Genomic DNA, 16,387 nt, shown 5'->3' on the forward strand with positions numbered 1-16,387 from the left:
GTCGTCCACGGGCGGAGCTTGTCAGGGTTGCGTGCCGAGCAGGTCGAGACAGATGCGGCTGGCGACCTTCGTCAGCCAGCCGTGGGGGGATCCGATGGCCTCCCGCTGCTGCTGGGGCATGGCGTACCAGCGGGCATAGGTCTCCTGGACGACATCCTCGGCCTCGGCCAGGGATCCGAGGAGCCGGTACGCGAGACCGATGAGCTGACTGCGCTCGCTCATGATCGCGCTCAGACCCGGATCGGATGGGGTGGTCATGGTGTTGCGGCTCCCTCGATCGCATCCGTTCTCACCAATCCGACGAGACGGCCTCGTCGAATGTGAGGTGGGCGCCGCATCACAATCCGAGGGGCTATCTCGTCTTTAACTACCGAGACGCCGGTTTCACCGCCAGGCGTCCCGTTGTGGGCATCTACGACCGCACCATCGCGATCTAGGGAGAGGCGACATGTCAGCAGCCCAGGAAGTACGCAACAAGGAGACGTACCACCGCTTCCACGACGCCATCAACAGCGGCGATCTGGAGGTCATCTCGAAGGCGATCGACGAGTTCATTCACCCGGACGGGCGGTTCCACACTTCGGAGCGGACAGACGTGACCGCGGTGCAGGCACAAAAGCGCGTATGGGAGATCCTCCTGCGCGCGTTCCCCGACATTCACGTAACGGTCGAGGACCTGCTCGCCGATGGAGACAAGATCGTCGCTCGGCAGACGGTCACCGGGACCAACTCCGGTGAATACCGGGGCATGCCCCCGACCGGCAAATCCGTCACCTACCACGAGATCTTCATCGCCCGCTTCGCCGACGGCCAGGTCACCGACATCTGGGGAGTCGTCGACGTCTATTCACAGCTGCGGCAACTCGGCTTCATCCAGGCGTAGTACCTCGTCGAACGGACTTCCCATCATGATCATCGTGACCGGTGGCACCGGGAACGTCGACGCCCACGTCGTCCGCCAGCTGCTCGACGCGGGCGAGAAGGTGCGCGTCATGACCCGGAACCCCAGCAAGCATTCATTCCCGGACCAGGTCGAAGTCGTGCCCGGCGATCTGACCCGACCGGAGACCCTCGCCCTGAGCTGAGGTGTCTCCGATCGAGTCATGCGGCTCTGCGGTACTGGTTGATCGCTTGCCGGTTCCTGCCTGTTCGTTCTCGACCGTGCCATGCATAGGACACCGGTCCCCACCGCCGCCTTGTGACATCCGCGCTCGGTGACGCACGTCACACAATCGCGCTGTCACAAGGATCGGGTCGCCGGCATCTCTTGTTCGTCGGGACGCCGCGAACGATCCACGCGGTACGCAACACCACGAGTGAGGACCACATCATGGAACCCCGTATCGACATGCTCGCCAACGAGCTCGGCGCCAAGATCGCCAAGCGGATCTACAACGTCGCCCTGGCGATCCAGGAGTCGCCGCTCCCCCAGGCCACCCAGGACCTGGTGATGCTGCGCGCCAGCCAGATCAACGGCTGCGGATTCTGCATCGACTACCACACCAAGGACGCCACGGCCGCCGGGGAGAGCGCGGTCCGGCTCCACCTGGTCGCCGCCTGGCGCGAGTCCACCGTGTTCACCGAGGCCGAGCAGGCCGCGCTGGCGCTCACCGAGGAGGGCACCCGGCTCGCCGACGCCCACCACGGCGTGTCCGACGAGACCTGGGCCCAGGTGCGCAAGCACTACGACGACGACCAGATCGTCGCGCTGGTCTCCCTGATCGCCATGATCAACGCGAACAACCGGCTCAACGTGATCGTGCGCAATCCGGGGGGCTCCTACGAGCCCGGCATGTTCACCAGCATGGCGAACTGACCGGCGGACCAATCCCGGCCCGGCCCAGGATCTGATCAATCCGGGCCGGGCCCGCGCATGTCACGCAGCACCGAGGGCCATGCGCGAATCATGACCGGCTCGGAGCACGACGATCACCTACCGGTGTCCCCCCAAGGAGCGATCAAGCTTGACCACACCCAGCGAGCTGAGCGGCGACTACGTTCTGGACACCACCCGTACGCGGATCGGCTTCGTCGCCCGGCACGGAGCTCTTCCACGGGGACAAGGGCGAGGTCAGCGGCACGTTGTGGAAAGGCGGCTCCGCGCCTGACCTGGTGATCGGCGGGCGCACGAACGTGCACTACCTGGCTACCGGCCAGTCCACCGGCGGGCAGTACGGCCTCTACCGATGGGACATGGGAGGGAAGCCCGGCGGCGGCCCAGGCGCGCACTTCCACAGGACGATGTCGGAGTCGTTCTTCATCCTGTCCGGCACAGTCGGGCTCTACGACGGCGAACGGTGGCGCGACGCCAGGCGACTTCCTCTTCGTCCCGCCGGGCGGGATCCACGCGTTCAGCAACCCCAAGGGGCCCGCTTCGATGCTGGTCCTGTTCGCCCCCGGGGTCCCGCGCGAGGCCTACTTCGAAGACCTACTCGGCCTTCAACACCTGGACCCCGACGCTCCTCGCGGAGAACGGGCTCGAACTGCAGATCGAACTCGCCTATCCGGTCGCTTGAACCCGCCTGCGATCAGGCCGCGGAATCCCGACGTGTGCGCAGGCGACCGACCCGGTCGTCTACGCCCGGACACCGTCCGGGCGAAAGCAGCCATCACCCAGCCCAGGATCGTCAAATACCAGGGCTGGAGTCCAGTCGCTTGCTCGGTCCTCAGCTGACCGCTTTCTTCACGAGCTCGGCGATCCTCGCCTCGACGTCGGCGGTCAACTCCGTCAGCGCGAAGGCGGTCGGCCACATGGTGTCTTCGTCGAGGTTCGCGATGTCATTGAAGCCGAACGTCGCGTACCTCGACTTGAACTTCTCCGCGCTTTGGAAGAAGCAGACGACCTTGCCGTCCTTGGCGTACGAGGGCATCCCGTACCAGAGTTTCGGCGACAGGGCCGGAGCGCTGGCTTTGACGACGGCATGAACCCGCTCGGCCAGGACGCGATCCGCTTCCGCCATCTCGGCGATCTTCTCAAGCACGTCGCGCTCCCCGTCGGCTTTGGCCGCGCGCGAGCCGCGGCGCGCGGCCTTCTTCAGCTCCTGGGCATGCTCCTTCATCGCGGCTCGTTCTTCGTCGGTGAACCCGTCGAACTTCTTGTCAGCTGCGGTGGTGCTCTTGGCGGCGTTCTGCGTTTCGCTCATGGTGGGAAGCTCCTTGTCTGCGAATCTTGGTAGGGACGACCGTCTTACGAGGGCGGCCGCCGTGGCGGCTTCTCCGGCTTCGCTGAAGAGTCCGCGGCGATGAGGCGAGCGGTCCTGGCCCACGGGTTCGAGCGCGCTGCCCGAGGCCGCGCAGCGCTCACCCCCATGCGCCGGCGATCTGTCGGGTGGTGGCGTTGAGCCGGTTGAACAGGTTGGTGACACCGATCATCAGGACGATCGCGGCCAACTGCTTCTCGTCGAAATAGGTGGCGGCCCTGTCCCAGACCTCGTCGTTCACCGCGTCGGCACGGTCGGCCAGCCGTGTTGCGGCCTCGGCCAGCTCGAGCGCCGCCCGCTCCTCCTCGGTGAAGTACGGGGTCTCCCGCCAGGCGACGACCGTGGCCAACCGCTCCTCGCTCACTCCCGCCTTACGAGCGGTCTTGGTGCCCGCGTCGACACAGGAACTGCAACCGTTGATCTGGCTGACCCGCAGATGCACCAGCTCCAGCGTCTGGTCGTCCACCCCACCGGCGTGCACGGCCTTGAAGAGCTGCTGGATGGGCTGCATCGCGTCGGGCAGGACGAAGGCCGGGTTCTGCATACGGGACTGCATCGTGGTTCTCCTCTTCCGGATCGGCGCCCCGTCCCTCGGGGCGTGACTCCATAACAGCCGGAAGGGCTTGCCGTGACGACGGCGGTGGGACACCGTGGGACAGTTGAAATGGCTATGGCCTGCGGCGATTCGTCCCGATAGGTTTCTTCCGCGACGGGACAGAGAGGCAGGACACGGTGGTTGTGCAACAGCGGATGGCGAAGGCGGACCCCCAAGACGAACTGGCCGCCCGGCTACGCCTGCTCCAGGAGCTGTCCGGGCGCGGCGTGCGGGCTCTCGCGCGGGACACGGGCCTCAGCTCGTCGTCGCTGTCGCGCTACCTCAGCGGCCAGTCGGTGCCACCCTGGTCCGTGGTGATCGAACTCTGCCGCCTCGTCAAGCGTGACCCCCGCCCGCTGCGCCCCCTGTGGGACCGGGCGACGAACCCCCTGCCCGCGCCGCCGAAGACGAGCCGCCAGGTCCAGCCCCCGTCGCCGCCCGCCGGTGCCCCACGCCCACCTCGCAATGATCTGCCGCGCGACGTGCCCGACTTCACTGGACGTGAGGCCCAGCTCGCCGCCGTCCTCGCCGCGGTGGGCAGCAGCCGGGTGGTCGCCGTCGACGGCATGGCGGGCGTCGGCAAGACGTGTCTGGCGGTACACGCCGCGCACCAGCTCGCCGCCGAGTACCCGGACGCCCAGCTCTATCTGGACCTGCACGGGTTCACCGACGGGCGGGAACCGCTCGACCCCGATCCCGCGCTGCGGGCATTGCTCGCCGCGCTCGACGTACCGTCGGAAAAGGTCCCGCAGGAGGGTGGCGTCGAACCGCTGGCCGCCTGCTGGCGGTCGGAACTGGCCGGCCGGCGAGCCGTCGTGGTCCTCGACAATGCCGCCAGCGCTGACCAGGTCCGCCTGCTGCTGCCCGGCGCGGGCCCCTCCGTCGCCCTGATCACCAGCCGTAACCGGCTGCTGGGCCTGGAGGAGGTGCCCCCGGTGTCGCTGGACGTGCTGACGCCGAAGGAGAGCGCCGAGCTGCTGGCCCGCGCCAGCGGCGATCCCAGCGGCCCCGACGGCCGGCTGGCCCGCGACCCGGAGTCCGCGGCCGAGGTGCTGCGGTTGTGCGGCCATCTGCCGCTGGCCCTGCGACTGGCCGGGGCTCGGTTGCGGCACCGGCCGGGCTGGACCGTAGGCATCCTCGTCGAGCGTATGGCGGAGGGCGCGAGCGAGTTCGACACCGCGTTCGCCATGTCCGTACGCCAGCTGGACCGGGCCGAGCGCCGGTTGTTCCGGTTGCTGGGACTGCTGTCCGGGTCGTCCTTCGACGAGTACGTGGCGGCGGCACTGGCGGACGTGCCGCTGCGCAGCGCCCGGGCGATGCTGGAGGATCTGCACGACGCGCACCTCGTCCAGCAGCCGTCGGCTGGTCGCTACACACTGCACGACCTGGTGCACCAGCACGCGCGCCGAGCCGCCGCGGAGCAGGATTCACCGGCGGAGCGGGAGCAGGCGCTGAGCCGGGTGCTTGACTACTACGTGCACGCGGCGGCTGCCGCCGACGCCGCGATGCCGTACGTGTCCGGCAGCCGCGCGGCCTCCGCGGGTCGGCCCCCGGCCGAGCTGCCGCAGTTCACCAACAAGCATGCGGCCCTCTTCTGGTTCGTCACGGAGTACACGAACCTGATGGGCGCCTTCGAGGTGGCGGTTGCCACCGGAGCCGACGCGCACGCGTGCGAGCTGCCGCGGTTCATGCGGGCGTTCTTCGCGCGGCGCTGCGGGACGACGCACCTCAACGTCCTCTTCGAGCGATCGCTGGCGGCCGCACAGCGCTTGGGCGATCCGTGGCAACTGGCCGAGGCGCACAGCGACCTGGGCTTCGCCCGCTACAACGCGGGCCGGATGGCGGAAGCCGGCGCCGCGTACGAGGCGGCGGCACCGCTGATATCCCAGGCCGGGGACAGCCGCTCCGAGGCAGATCTGATCATGCGCCGCGGTTACCTGAGGTGGGACGAGGGCAATGTCGAGGAGCCACTCGACCTCTTCCGGCTGGCGCGGAAGCTGTACGCGGACGCCGACTGCCCGATGGGCGCGGCCCATGCGACCGCCGACGAGGCTTGGGCGATGCTGCAGCTGGGACACCGCGAGGAGGCGGCGCGGCTGGCCCGCGAGGTGCTGGACATCGCGCACGCCGACCCCGCCTGGCCGACCGCACTGACAGCCCGGATCACCCTTGGCATGGCCATCGCTCACGAGCAATCCGACGAGGCCGTAGAGCACCTGCGCCAAGCCCTGGAACTCGCCCGCGAGGACGGCCACAAACACAACGAGGCGTGGTGTCTCAACTGCCTGGGCGTCGCCCTGCGCCAGGTGGGCCGCTACGAGGAGGCGCTGGCAAGCCACCGACAGGCGTTCGCACTCCTGGATGAGCTGTTCGAGGAACACTGGAAGATTCATTTCCTCCACGGTTACGGCGAGACCTGCCGACTGGCCGGCCTGCCCGACGAGGCCTTGCGCTTGCACCGTCAGGCACTCGAGCTGGCTCCGAAGGTGGGCAACCGGCACAAGGAGGCACTGGCCCACGAGGGGATCGCCGCCGTGCTCGACGAGACGGACCCGGCTGCCGCCGCCGAGCACCGCGCGGCAGGACAGGCCATCCGACAGGAGCTCAAACCAGAGGCCTGACGTGACTGGTCGCTCCCGCGGATCGATCATGTCGGCGCGGCCGTCTCCTTGTGGGGGGCAGCCCGCCACCGCCATGATCAGTCCTCCCGAGACCTTGGAGCGCCGTAACTGTCTGGCTGAGTCTTCTCACCTGTCGGGCCGGCCCGTCCGCCTCACGCCGGCGTCGACCCGCTGAGCAGTTCCGCCGCCCTGCGGGCGATCTCGTCCGCGGGGACGTCCCGGACGTGCTGGTTCAGCGCCCACCGGTGCCCGAACGGGTCCAGCAGCTGGCCGGTACGGTCCCCCCAGAAGGCGTCGTGCACCGGCTCGAAAACCGTCGCACCCGCCTCCATCGCCCGGGCCCATGCCGCGTCGACGTCCGGAACCGGGACGTGGAAGGCCGCGGAGGTGGCCCCGAGGCCGACGGGAGCGCGCATCCCCCGCGCGGGCATCTCCCCCGCCACCGCCAGGGTGGTGTCGCCGAGACGGAGTTCGACGGTCAGCGTGCTGCCGTCAGGGAGGGTGAGGCGGCTCGTCTCCCGAGCGCCCAGCGCCTCGCTGTACCAGGTGGCGGCCTCGTCCGCGTCGGTGCAAACGAGGTGGATCGCAACGTGTGTCATGAGATGACCATACAACGTGTCTGGACACTATGTCCATACACACTGTTCGTACACGCTGTGCATAGGATGGACCGCATGTCACGCCCACGTTCTCCCCGCCGATCCGGTAGGGCGTCCCCCTCCGCCGACCTGCGCGAACGGATCCTCACCGCGACCCGTGACCTGCTGCAGCAGCACCGCTTCGACGCTCTGAGCGTGGCCGACATCCTCACGGCGGCGGAGGTCTCCAGGGCCAGTTTCTACTTCTACTTCCCGAGCAAGCAGGCCGTCCTCGGCGAGCTCGTACGGGAGGCCGTCGCCCGCGGTCAGCAGGCCGCACGACCATGGATCGACCAGGAGCGAGACCCCGTCGCCGCGCTCAGGTCAGGCGTGAGCGACGGCGCCAGACTGTGGCGCGACAACGCGGGCGTCCTCATGGCGATCGTGGAAAGCTGGGGTTCCGACGAGGACCTGCGAGCGCTGTGGCTCGCCCAGATGGACCTGTTCACCGAAGCCGCCGCAGCCCGCATCGCCGCAGACCCGCAGGCCAGCGAACGGCTCGGCGACGCGGACGTGCGCGCGGTCGCGGCATCGCTGACGTGGCTGGGGGAACGGCTCTACTACCTCGCCGCCGCCGGCGTCCCACCGTTCAACGACGAGGAGGTCCTGGTGGACACCCTCACCAAGGCCTGGACCTCGATCCTGTACGGCGACGCCGTACCCGCCTCCTGAGGCCTCGCCCACGGCTCTCGACTGGATCGGGAATCAGGGCAAGCATCACCTCCAGGACGCCATGGTGCGCAAGTTCTTCGAACTTCGATCGTCCGGACGCGATCAGCGAGGCGCCAAGGTTGCAATACGATGCCGGTCGGAGCCGTTCGGGGTGGACCGTGCCAGTCCGATCGTTTGCGCTGCACGTCACTTCCGTCTGAAGGCGAATGACGATGTGACCGAGTGCCTGACCCCGGAACAAGGCATGTGGTTCGAACATGCCGTGGAGTGCGAGATAGACCCCCAGTACGGCATCCGCCCGGCGCGCTGCATGGTCGTGGACATCGCCGAACACGGCGACACGGCGTATGAGGCCCCGACGAGCCGCATGGTCGACCGGGATGTGCGAGCGGGAATCTCAGGCCAAGCACGCGGCCTCGACGTGTGTCTGCCGCGCGTGCTGTTGGCGTTGCGCCCACCGGACGGCGAGTGGCGCCGCCAGGCCCGTCAGGGTGAACAGTGCTCCGACGACGTACCACCCGGGTCGGCCCCAGGTGATGCAGAGCGCGATGAGCAGACCCGGCCCGAGGGCCTCGGCCAACCCGGCACCCAAGCCGAACACGCCCAGGTACTGGCCGGTGGCGTGCTCTGGAGCGAGGGCGAAGGACACTTCGAAGCCCCCGGCGGAGTGCCACAGCTCACCGACCGCGTGAACGACCACCGCGGTCATGAGCAGCGTGGCGGCAGCCCACGCCGGTACGCCTGCGGACAGCGAGATCAGCGAGCAGGAGACGAGGAAGGCCACGCCTGATCGACGGTAGGCGCCTCCACCGGCCGCGGGGGAATCGATGTTGCGGCTGGCCCGTACCTGAAACGCGATGACGATGACGGTGTTGATGAGCATGGTGGCCGAAACGAGCCAGTGCGGGGCGGTGGTGGCCATGACCAGCCAGAGCGGAAGGGCCACGGTGAGCACCTTGAACTGTATGGCCATGATGCCGTCGATGGCGGTGAGCAGCAGGTAGGGCCGGTCCCGCAGGGCGACCCAGCGAGGGCCGTGAACGATGGGCCCGGGTTTCGCAGGCGGCAGGAAGACCAGGATCGCCGCGGAGGCCGCGAAGGCGATCGCGTTGCCGATGACGAGGAGCTGGTAGGCGGTGAGGGTGCCGACCTGGACCGCCCAGCCTGCCAGCAGGGCACCGAGGGAGATGCCCACGTTGGTCACGGCGCGGAGATAGGCGCGGAACTCCTGTGGCCGGTCCCCTCCGTGGTGCCTGATGAGCGGGCTGCGTGCGGCCAGTCCCGCCGCCTTCGCTCCGGTGGCTACGCACACCACGAGAACGAACGGCCAGAAGCTGTCCGCCAGCACGAAGCCGGCCGTTGCCACCGCCTGGACGACAAGGGTGGTCGCGTAGATGCCGCGTGCTCCGCGCCTGTCCGCGAGATGGCCGACGGCGATGCCCAGGGCCAGCGAGACGAATCCGGCGATGGCGAGCCCGAGCCCTACCTGGTTTGCCGGAAGATGCACCGCCTGAGTGAAGTACAGCACCCCGGCGGTCAGATAGAGGCCGCTGCCGACGGTGTAGACGAAGTTCGAGGCCGCGATGACGCGCTGTGGTCCGGCATCCGGCATCAGGTGGGGCATGAGGTGGCTCCGCGTCCTCGGGGATCGACAGGCACAGCTTGTTGCAAGTTATTCGCAATAGCAAGCCAATCGCGGCGCTGGTCACCTCCGACGGCTCGGTGGAGTGCACCTCCGGCCGGCAGGCAGCTGATCGTCAACAGGTCAGGAGTACGCCTCGCACACCGTGAACGACACCCTCTTGGTGGCCTTCGACGGGGTCAGGAGGTGGAAGACGATCGTGTGCCTGCCCGGCGGGAACGCGCCGAACGGGTTTCGCTGGTTCTTGCCCGTGCCGTTGGTCACCCAGTCCGTCTTCCACCCCTCGTCCTCGCCGTCCACGACCCATCTGTAGCCGTATTCCGTCTGCTTCCCAGCCGGACCCTTGAGCAGGGCGACAGGGAAGAGGCTGGGCGACCAGCAGCCCTTGTCGGTTCTCAGCCCGTCCAGCGTCAACGACACCAGGCGGACGGTCCCGCTCGCGGGCGCGGTCGCGGTCTTCGCCGGGGAGGTCGTGGGCTTGGACGTCGCCGGTTCGGAGGTCGGCGGCTTGGAGGTCGAGGGCTTGGACGTCGGCTGCCGCCGGGAGGGCGTGGGCTTCGGTTGGGCGGTCGCGGCAGCACCCGGCGTCTTGGCCGACGGGTCCGGCGTCTTGGCCTCGACGCCCGAGGAAGCCGCGGCGGCTGAGGTGGGGACGGCGGTCGTCGTCGAAGCGGGCATCCACATGATCGCCCCGGCCACCAGGGCGGCGGACACGCCCAGTGCGCCGGCGCCCGCCAGCACCGCCCTCCCCCTCCGACGGCTCGCGACACGGCCCGCTGTACCGCCTCGAGGGCTCGCCGTATCGCCCCAAGGGTCTGCTCGGCGGCCCGCCGTATCGCCCCGGCGGCCCGCCGTACCTCCGGAATGGTCCGTGGTACGGCCGGCCGTAGCGGCGGGTTGGGCGCCGATGAGCCGGAGCAGGACGTCCTGCATCGCGGGCCGTGCGGCGGGGTCCTTGGCGAGGCAGGCCAGCACGATCGGGCGTAGCGGCGCGGGCAGGTCGCCCAGGTACGGCTCGTCGTGGAGGATGCGGCGGATCACCGCGGGCAGCGAGTCGTCGCCGAACGGAGGCGTGCCGGTCGCGGCGAACACGATCACCGACGCCCAGGCGAAGACGTCCACCGCAGGACCGATCGGCTCGCCCGCGATCTGCTCGGGCGCCATGTAGGCGGGCGTGCCGACGACGCTACTCGTCACGGTCAGCGAATGGCCGGAGGCGCGGGCGATGCCGAAGTCGATGACGCGCGGCCCGTCGCGTCCGAGCAGCACGTTGGCGGGCTTGAAGTCACGGTGCACCACCCCTGCGCGGTGGATCGCGGCCAGCGCGGTCGCGGTCGCGACCGCGAGCCGCTGCAGGTCGGCGCCGCTGTGGCGGCCCGCCTGGTGAAGCGAGGGTCCTTCCACGTACTCGGTCACGATGTACGGCCGGCCCCCGAGCGAAGCGTCGAGCACCTGGGCGATGCAGAACGGCTCCACCCGCCGCGCGGCGTCGATCTCCTTGGCGAACCGGTGGTCACCCACCAGCCCGTCCTGCAGAACCTTGACTGCGACCCGCCGCCCGTCGGGCGCCTGACCCAGGTAGACCACGCCCTGTCCACCCGCGCCCAGCCGCCCGAGCAACCGGTATGGGCCGACGGCCGGGGGATCCTCGGGCAGGAGCGGGGCCATCACTCGGTGCCGACCGGGCAGATGGTGAACGAGAGCGTCTTCGACACCGTCGCGGGCGAGGTGAGGCGGAGCGTGACGCGGTGCGGGCCGTTCGGCTTGACGAGCGGGCCGATGACCTGCTGGGTGTGGGAGTCGGCGATGTAGGCCTCCGAACGCTCCACCACCCGGCCGTCCAGAGCCCATTCGTAGCGGAATCTGGTGTGCAGTCTGGTCCCTTCGACCAGGCCGAAGATGTTGGACTGGCCGATCTCGCAGTCCTGGGTATTGGCCTTCCTCGCGCCCATGGCGCGCACCGACACGATCCGGAGCGACCCGCCGCCACCCGATGAGGTGGACCTGGTGGGTTTCGCTGATGCGGTCGTCGGATCGGTGGCGGGGTCCCTCGTCGGACTGCTCGTCGGCTGGCTGGTCGGTTTGGGGGTGGATGGCGTCCTGGTCGGTTTCGGGGTGGACGGCCTCCTGGTCCGCTTCGAGCGCTGGCGCGTCGTCGTCGGGCTGGGCTTTCCCGTCGTGGTGACCGCCAGCGCTTCCATGCTCGGGCGCGGCGTCTCGGTGCTCCTGCCGTTCGTGACAACCCAGACGACGGCCCCCGCGGCCATCAGCGCCGCCAGCCCGGAGGCTCCCGCCACGATCCAGCCCCGCCCCCCGCGGCCCGCCCCTTCTGCCCCGCTCCCGCGCCGCGACCGCCCGGGAACCGTGGACGGCCCGCTGCGCCCGAGATCGCCAGGACGGCCGGCGTCCTGTCCGCCCAGCAGCCGCAGCAGCACGTCCTGCATGGACGGGCGGTGCGCCGGATCCTTGGCCAGGCACCCGAGCACGACCGTGCGTAACGGCTGCGGCAGGTCGCCGAGCTGTGGCTCGTTGTGCAGAATCCGGTTGATCACAGCGGGGAGCGAGTCCTCACCGAAAGGAGGGCTCCCGGTCGCGGCGAACACGATCACCGATCCCCACGCGAACACGTCAGTGGCGGGCCCGATCCTCGCTCCCGCGAGCTGCTCGGGTGACATGTACGCGGGGGTCCCCATGATGCCGCTGGTCGCCGTCAGCCCCGATTCGACGGACCGGGCGATCCCGAAGTCGATCACCCGGGGCCCGCCCTGCCCGAGCAGCACGTTGGCAGGCTTGAAGTCGCGGTGCACGATGCCCGCCTGGTGGATGGCCGTCAGCGCGGTCGCGGTCGCGACGGCGAGCCGCTGCAGGTCGGCGCCGCTGTGGCGGCCCGCCTGCTGGAGCGAGGGCCCTTCGACGTATTCCGTCACGATGTACGGCCGGCCGCCGAGCGAGGCGTCGAGCACCTGGGCGATGCAGAACGGCTCCACCCGCCGCGCGGCGTCGATCTCCTTGGCGAATCGTTCGTCGGCCAGCCCGTCCCGCAGCACTTTGACGGCGACCGGCCTGGCGTCGCGCCTTTGGGCCAGGTAGACGATTCCCTGCCCGCCCGCACCCAAGCGCCCGAGAAGTCGGTAGGGGCCCACTGCCGCGGGGTCGCCCTCCCGGAGGGGTTCGACGTGCGGCATGGGACTCCCGTGTCGGCTGCTAGGTGATCTTCAGCACGATAGCGGGAAATGTCAGGACCGGTGGGTAAGTCGTGTCAACCGAGCCACCCACCTCACCCCTCCGCACCACGACGGCCGTCATCCCACGGCACGTCCAGGAATACGACTTTCCATTCGCGGATGCCGGCCCTCTACTCCACATGACCTGGGCAGAGTCTCCGAGCTCAATGATCGAGAGGCCCGACCGGTTGCCTCACGCGACCGCCACTCGGACCATCTCGCCCAGCGGGCCAGCACCTTGGCCACTTCCGATGGCGCCGTAGGCTAGATCAGTGGCTGAGGTGGAAGCCTGATCGTCTTCTGTCCTGTACGGCCCGCACCACCACCAGCCCGGCGGTCGCCAGCGCCCACACCGCGGTCATCAGTCGCCCGAGCGCCTCCGTGGTGAACGCGCCGAGCCGTGGATGCGCCAAACCCAGCTCGGCCAGCAGGCCGGTGACGCCGGCGACCAGCATGAGCAGGCCGCTCAACACCGCGAGGACGGCGACGACTCGGCTCCAGCGCGACAGCAGCAGGCCGGTGGCGAGGAGAATCAGGGCGGTCAGCAGGGTGGCCACCGACACCAGCGCCATGAGGTCGAAGCCGAAGGAATCCTCGAACCGGTCCCTCGTGCCGAGCGGCAGCGACGGGAGCGTGAAGGCCACCGCGAGCGGGATGTGGGCCACGCCGAGGACGGCCGCAGGCCAGGACACTCGGCTGAGCGCCACGCACAGGAGGCACGCCACCACCGCGAACGCGACCGCTCTCGGCAGGTCCACATGGAACGGGTCCGGCATGGTGACGTGGTCGCCGGTGGCGAAGTCTCTGGTCGCCAGGACGAAGTACCCGCTGTAGTACAGAAGCGGAGGCCCGGCCAGGAGCGCCAGCACTCCCGACACCAGGCCGGCCGTACCGATCTCCACGCGCCTCGGTCCCGCGGGCCCGGATGGAGGGTGGCGCGGGTGCCGGAGATAAGCCGGATGGGAGACGTGTGCGGGTTCCTGAGGGTGAGGCTGGGCGACGATCGTGAGACGGTCACCCTCAGGAAGGCGGCTGGTGCCCGGTTGCGCCGCGGGGGCGGAGCCCGTCAGCGTCTGCAGGAGGGCCGCGGCCGTCGGGCGCGTCGCCGGGTCCTTGGCCAGGCAGGATCGCAGCAGCGGGCGCAGTTCGGCCGGGACACCCGACAGGTCGGGATCGGTGGTCAGGATGGCGTGCATGAGCGCGGGCATCGTGTCACCACGGAAGGCCCGCCGACCGGTAGCCGCGTAGATCATTGTGCCGGCCCAGCTGAATAGGTCCGCCGCCCCCGTGAGGCCGCATCCTCCGAACTGCTCGGGGGCCATGAACGCGGGCGTCCCCATGACGCTGTGCGTGGTGTGGTCGGCGGTTCTGGCGATCCCGAAGTCGATCACGACCGGCCCCTCGGGACCCATGATCACGTTGCTGGGCTTGAAGTCGCGGTGGACGATCCCTGCCCGGTGGATGGCGGCCAGGGCGGTCAGGGTGGCCACGGCCAGGCGTTGCAGCCCGCCGCCGGTTCGCGGGCCCTGCTCGGCGATCAGCGTGTCCAGTGAGGGCCCGGGGACGTGTTCGCTGACGATGTACGGCCTGCCGCCTTCGACACCGACGTTCAGCACCTTGGCGGTGCAGAACGGCGCCACCTTCAGCGCCGCCTCCGCCTCCCGCTGGAAGCGCCGCCGCGCGTCGTCGTCACGCGCCACCTGGCCGTGCAGCACCTTGATGGCGACAGGGCTTCCGTCGGGTCCGCGACCAAGGTAGACGATCCCCTGTCCGCCCTCGCCGAGAACGTCAACGGCCTCGTAGACGCCGAACCGCTGTCTTTCCACCAACGCCACCCGATGACCTTAAAGCTTCTGCAACGGTCCGGTCGATCGCGATGGCAATGCGGACCGTTCAGACGCCTGCGTGTTTCCGGCCGATCTCAGGCGGGATGTGTGGCAGGTGGTGCCAGACGATGCCGGACCGGCCCGCGCGACGGTGAATCCGCGCACGTTCTCTTCCGGCGACGGATCGCTGCTCAGAGCATCTTTACCGCGGCGCTCCATTGTGGGCCGCCTGACAAAGCTAAGTAGATTTCTTCCCGGTTACGTGTCATATGCGCCCGTGGGCGACTAAAGTCCGTGCATGCGTTTTGTTCCCTTTGTCCTAGTTTCGGCTGTTCTGGTAGCAAATATCGCTTCCCCTGCATCGGCCATCACCAATGGCACCGCCGACCAAGGCGATCACCCGGCGGTAGGGGCCCTCATCGACGACAAGCCGTACGGCGACGGCACGTGGTCCTACTGCACCGGCACGCTCATCTCGCCGACCGTCTTCCTCACCGCCGCCCACTGCGGGGAACCAGGGCAGAAGACCGCCAAGGTCTCGTTCGCCGGCCACTACCGGCCCGGGGCAAAGGTCTACACCGGCCGCTACGTGCCTGACGCGCGATTCCACGGCAAGTCCGAGCTCCACGACATGGCCGTCGTCGTCTTCAGCACGGCCATCCCCAACATCAAGCCCGCCAGACTGCCCGCCGCGGGCATGCTCGACCGGCTCGAGGCCGACAAGAGCCTGAAGACGGCGCGATTCACTCCGGTCGGGTACGGCTCGCTGGCCCCGACCAAGGGTCCGCACGGAAGGCGGTTCACCTACACCGACACGCGTAACCAGACATCCATCTCCTTCAAGAGCATCAGCGACAGGTGGCTCTATCTGTCGCTGAACTCTTCCAAAGGCGACGGTGGAACCTGTTTTGGCGATTCGGGCGGCCCGAACTTCCTGGGAGGGCCTACCTCGGACCTCCTCGTGGCCACGACGATCAGCGGAGACGACGACGCCTGCACGTCGACCAACTTCGACTACCGCCTGGACACCGCCTCGGCCCGGCGTTTCCTCGGCAAGTTCGTCACGCTTCCCTGAACTGGTCTGGCGCGATCTCCCCGTGGAATGACCTCGGTGCTGTCCCATCCCATCCGAGCCGAATCCGATACCTCGTTCCCTGGCGCTACCCGATCATGCGGCTCCCGGGATTCGACCAAGTGCGGCTGCTTCAACCGGGAGCCTCATTCCGTCCCACCTGCCGCGACTCTGCCGCCTGGCCACTGGCTGAGGCCAGGACGCCGAGCGGCTACGCCACTACGTCGCCGTCAGCGCGTCCACGGGCCGCGTGCGCAGTGTGCTCAGGGCCGTCGGAGTCGTGGCCGATGCCGCGAGAAGGAAGGCGCCGACCACGATGGCGACGTACATCCACGGCGAGCCCGACGCGATCGGTGACCCGATTTTGACCAGGCTGTACGGCACGGCGGTCGCCGCCGCGGCGACCGTGCCGAGCGTGACGGCGACGATCGTGGTGATGACGGCCTCGATGGTCACCATCCTCAGCACCTGGCCACCGGTGGCGGCTGAGAGTCGCAGGAGGCCGAACTCCCGTTGCCGTCTACGGGTGGCCGCGACGAGCGTATTGATCACGACGATCGACGAGAATCCGATGATCATGATCACGACCAGGTAGTTGACCGGCGCCAGCTGCACGCTGACCTCGTCCGCGACCGCCGGCTCGCGCTGGGCGGCGTCCTCGGTGCTCTGCATGTAGAGGGTTCCGGTCGCGATGCCCACCAGCAGGACCAGCTGCGCGGCCACCGTGGCCGTGTGCCTGGCTCGTGCGTGGATGTCGCGCGACGTGTGGCTCACACCGAGCAGCGGGTCGGGCGTCCTTCTGAGAGTGCGTTACGCGAGCTGATGTCCCTTTCGTCGTTGCGGTTGGATTAGGTCTACTGGTCGGCGATCCACCGTTCGGTCTACGGGCGCGGCTGG

Annotated in this window: 15 protein-coding genes; 6 read left to right on the plus strand and 9 right to left on the minus strand. The window is 69.0% G+C overall.

Annotated elements, in window-relative coordinates; all coding sequences use genetic code 11:
• Positions 1-21: 21 nt before the first annotated feature.
• Positions 22-258 carry a sigma factor gene (locus AB0B45_RS49185; protein ID WP_358145598.1) on the minus strand — a complete coding sequence of 79 codons (237 nt, stop codon included), beginning with the start codon at positions 256-258 and terminating at the stop codon, positions 22-24.
• Between the two features lie 190 nt (positions 259-448).
• Here AB0B45_RS49185 and AB0B45_RS49190 point away from each other — a divergent pair, with 190 nt between their 5' ends.
• The 3 genes from AB0B45_RS49190 to AB0B45_RS49200 all read left to right on the plus strand — a co-directional run bounded on the left by AB0B45_RS49190 (position 449) and on the right by AB0B45_RS49200 (position 1,816).
• Positions 449-883 carry an ester cyclase gene (locus AB0B45_RS49190; RefSeq protein WP_358145600.1) on the plus strand — a complete coding sequence of 145 codons (435 nt, stop codon included), beginning with the start codon at positions 449-451 and terminating at the stop codon, positions 881-883.
• Positions 884-908: 25 nt separating this feature from the next.
• Positions 909-1,085 (plus strand): NAD(P)H-binding protein, encoded by a 177-nt coding sequence (locus AB0B45_RS49195; RefSeq protein WP_358145602.1) that lies wholly within the window; start codon positions 909-911, stop codon positions 1,083-1,085.
• A gap of 245 nt (positions 1,086-1,330) precedes the next feature.
• Entirely contained in the window at positions 1,331-1,816 is a 486-nt protein-coding gene (locus AB0B45_RS49200; RefSeq protein WP_358145604.1) for a carboxymuconolactone decarboxylase family protein, read from the plus strand.
• Between the two features lie 850 nt (positions 1,817-2,666).
• On the opposite strand, the gene AB0B45_RS49205 is transcribed toward AB0B45_RS49200, so the two are convergent.
• Both AB0B45_RS49205 and AB0B45_RS49210 read right to left on the minus strand, forming a co-directional pair.
• Positions 2,667-3,143, minus strand: coding sequence for a hypothetical protein (locus tag AB0B45_RS49205; protein WP_358145606.1), 477 nt, complete (start codon positions 3,141-3,143; stop codon positions 2,667-2,669).
• A 157-nt stretch (positions 3,144-3,300) separates the two neighbouring features.
• Positions 3,301-3,756 (minus strand): carboxymuconolactone decarboxylase family protein, encoded by a 456-nt coding sequence (locus AB0B45_RS49210; protein WP_358145608.1) that lies wholly within the window; start codon positions 3,754-3,756, stop codon positions 3,301-3,303.
• Between the two features lie 176 nt (positions 3,757-3,932).
• Between AB0B45_RS49210 and AB0B45_RS49215 the strand changes: the two genes are divergently transcribed.
• A complete protein-coding gene (locus tag AB0B45_RS49215) occupies positions 3,933-6,416 on the plus strand; it encodes a tetratricopeptide repeat protein (RefSeq protein ID WP_358145610.1) in 2,484 nt (827 codons plus the stop codon).
• A gap of 152 nt (positions 6,417-6,568) precedes the next feature.
• On the opposite strand, the gene AB0B45_RS49220 is transcribed toward AB0B45_RS49215, so the two are convergent.
• The gene (locus AB0B45_RS49220; RefSeq protein ID WP_358145612.1) at positions 6,569-7,015 is read right to left on the minus strand and encodes a VOC family protein; all 447 of its coding nucleotides are present in this window, start codon (positions 7,013-7,015) and stop codon (positions 6,569-6,571) included.
• A 75-nt stretch (positions 7,016-7,090) separates the two neighbouring features.
• Here AB0B45_RS49220 and AB0B45_RS49225 point away from each other — a divergent pair, with 75 nt between their 5' ends.
• Complete coding sequence (locus AB0B45_RS49225) at positions 7,091-7,726, plus strand: TetR/AcrR family transcriptional regulator (RefSeq protein WP_358145614.1); 636 nt, start codon at positions 7,091-7,093, stop codon at positions 7,724-7,726.
• Positions 7,727-8,123: 397 nt separating this feature from the next.
• On the opposite strand, the gene AB0B45_RS49230 is transcribed toward AB0B45_RS49225, so the two are convergent.
• The 4 genes from AB0B45_RS49230 to AB0B45_RS49245 form a co-directional block, all read right to left on the minus strand.
• Complete coding sequence (locus AB0B45_RS49230; RefSeq protein WP_358145616.1) at positions 8,124-9,350, minus strand: MFS transporter; 1,227 nt, start codon at positions 9,348-9,350, stop codon at positions 8,124-8,126.
• Positions 9,351-9,491: 141 nt separating this feature from the next.
• Positions 9,492-11,036: a protein kinase gene (locus AB0B45_RS49235; RefSeq protein ID WP_358145618.1), complete on the minus strand. Its 1,545-nt coding sequence runs from the start codon at positions 11,034-11,036 to the stop codon at positions 9,492-9,494.
• On the minus strand, positions 11,036-12,553 hold the full coding sequence (locus tag AB0B45_RS49240; RefSeq protein ID WP_358145620.1) for a protein kinase: 1,518 nt from the start codon (positions 12,551-12,553) through the stop codon (positions 11,036-11,038). Before AB0B45_RS49240 ends, AB0B45_RS49235 begins: the two co-directional genes overlap by 1 nt.
• Positions 12,554-12,861: 308 nt before the next feature.
• The gene (locus tag AB0B45_RS49245; RefSeq protein ID WP_358145622.1) at positions 12,862-14,427 is read right to left on the minus strand and encodes a serine/threonine-protein kinase; all 1,566 of its coding nucleotides are present in this window, start codon (positions 14,425-14,427) and stop codon (positions 12,862-12,864) included.
• 289 nt (positions 14,428-14,716) lie between these two features.
• Between AB0B45_RS49245 and AB0B45_RS49250 the strand changes: the two genes are divergently transcribed.
• Positions 14,717-15,493 (plus strand): trypsin-like serine protease, encoded by a 777-nt coding sequence (locus tag AB0B45_RS49250; RefSeq protein ID WP_358145623.1) that lies wholly within the window; start codon positions 14,717-14,719, stop codon positions 15,491-15,493.
• Positions 15,494-15,709: 216 nt separating this feature from the next.
• On the opposite strand, the gene AB0B45_RS49255 is transcribed toward AB0B45_RS49250, so the two are convergent.
• Positions 15,710-16,264: an FtsX-like permease family protein gene (locus AB0B45_RS49255; protein WP_358145625.1), complete on the minus strand. Its 555-nt coding sequence runs from the start codon at positions 16,262-16,264 to the stop codon at positions 15,710-15,712.
• Positions 16,265-16,387: the final 123 nt, after the last annotated feature.

The sequence above is a fragment of the Nonomuraea sp. NPDC049152 genome, assembly GCF_040648355.1.
Lineage (GTDB): Bacteria > Actinomycetota > Actinomycetes > Streptosporangiales > Streptosporangiaceae > Nonomuraea.

Excerpts from the sequence above, each read along its gene's own strand:
- AB0B45_RS49185 (WP_358145598.1), bottom strand. The coding sequence starts at position 258 with ATGACCACCCCATCCGATCCGGGTCTGAGCGCGATCATGAGCGAGCGC.
- AB0B45_RS49190 (WP_358145600.1), top strand. The coding sequence starts at position 449 with ATGTCAGCAGCCCAGGAAGTACGCAACAAGGAGACGTACCACCGCTTC.
- AB0B45_RS49195 (WP_358145602.1), top strand. The coding sequence starts at position 909 with ATGATCATCGTGACCGGTGGCACCGGGAACGTCGACGCCCACGTCGTC.
- AB0B45_RS49200 (WP_358145604.1), top strand. The coding sequence starts at position 1,331 with ATGGAACCCCGTATCGACATGCTCGCCAACGAGCTCGGCGCCAAGATC.
- AB0B45_RS49205 (WP_358145606.1), bottom strand. The coding sequence starts at position 3,143 with ATGAGCGAAACGCAGAACGCCGCCAAGAGCACCACCGCAGCTGACAAG.
- AB0B45_RS49210 (WP_358145608.1), bottom strand. The coding sequence starts at position 3,756 with ATGCAGTCCCGTATGCAGAACCCGGCCTTCGTCCTGCCCGACGCGATG.
- AB0B45_RS49220 (WP_358145612.1), bottom strand. The coding sequence starts at position 7,015 with ATGACACACGTTGCGATCCACCTCGTTTGCACCGACGCGGACGAGGCC.
- AB0B45_RS49225 (WP_358145614.1), top strand. The coding sequence starts at position 7,091 with ATGTCACGCCCACGTTCTCCCCGCCGATCCGGTAGGGCGTCCCCCTCC.
- AB0B45_RS49230 (WP_358145616.1), bottom strand. The coding sequence starts at position 9,350 with ATGCCCCACCTGATGCCGGATGCCGGACCACAGCGCGTCATCGCGGCC.
- AB0B45_RS49235 (WP_358145618.1), bottom strand. The coding sequence starts at position 11,036 with ATGGCCCCGCTCCTGCCCGAGGATCCCCCGGCCGTCGGCCCATACCGG.
- AB0B45_RS49240 (WP_358145620.1), bottom strand. The coding sequence starts at position 12,553 with ATGCCGCACGTCGAACCCCTCCGGGAGGGCGACCCCGCGGCAGTGGGC.
- AB0B45_RS49250 (WP_358145623.1), top strand. The coding sequence starts at position 14,717 with ATGCGTTTTGTTCCCTTTGTCCTAGTTTCGGCTGTTCTGGTAGCAAAT.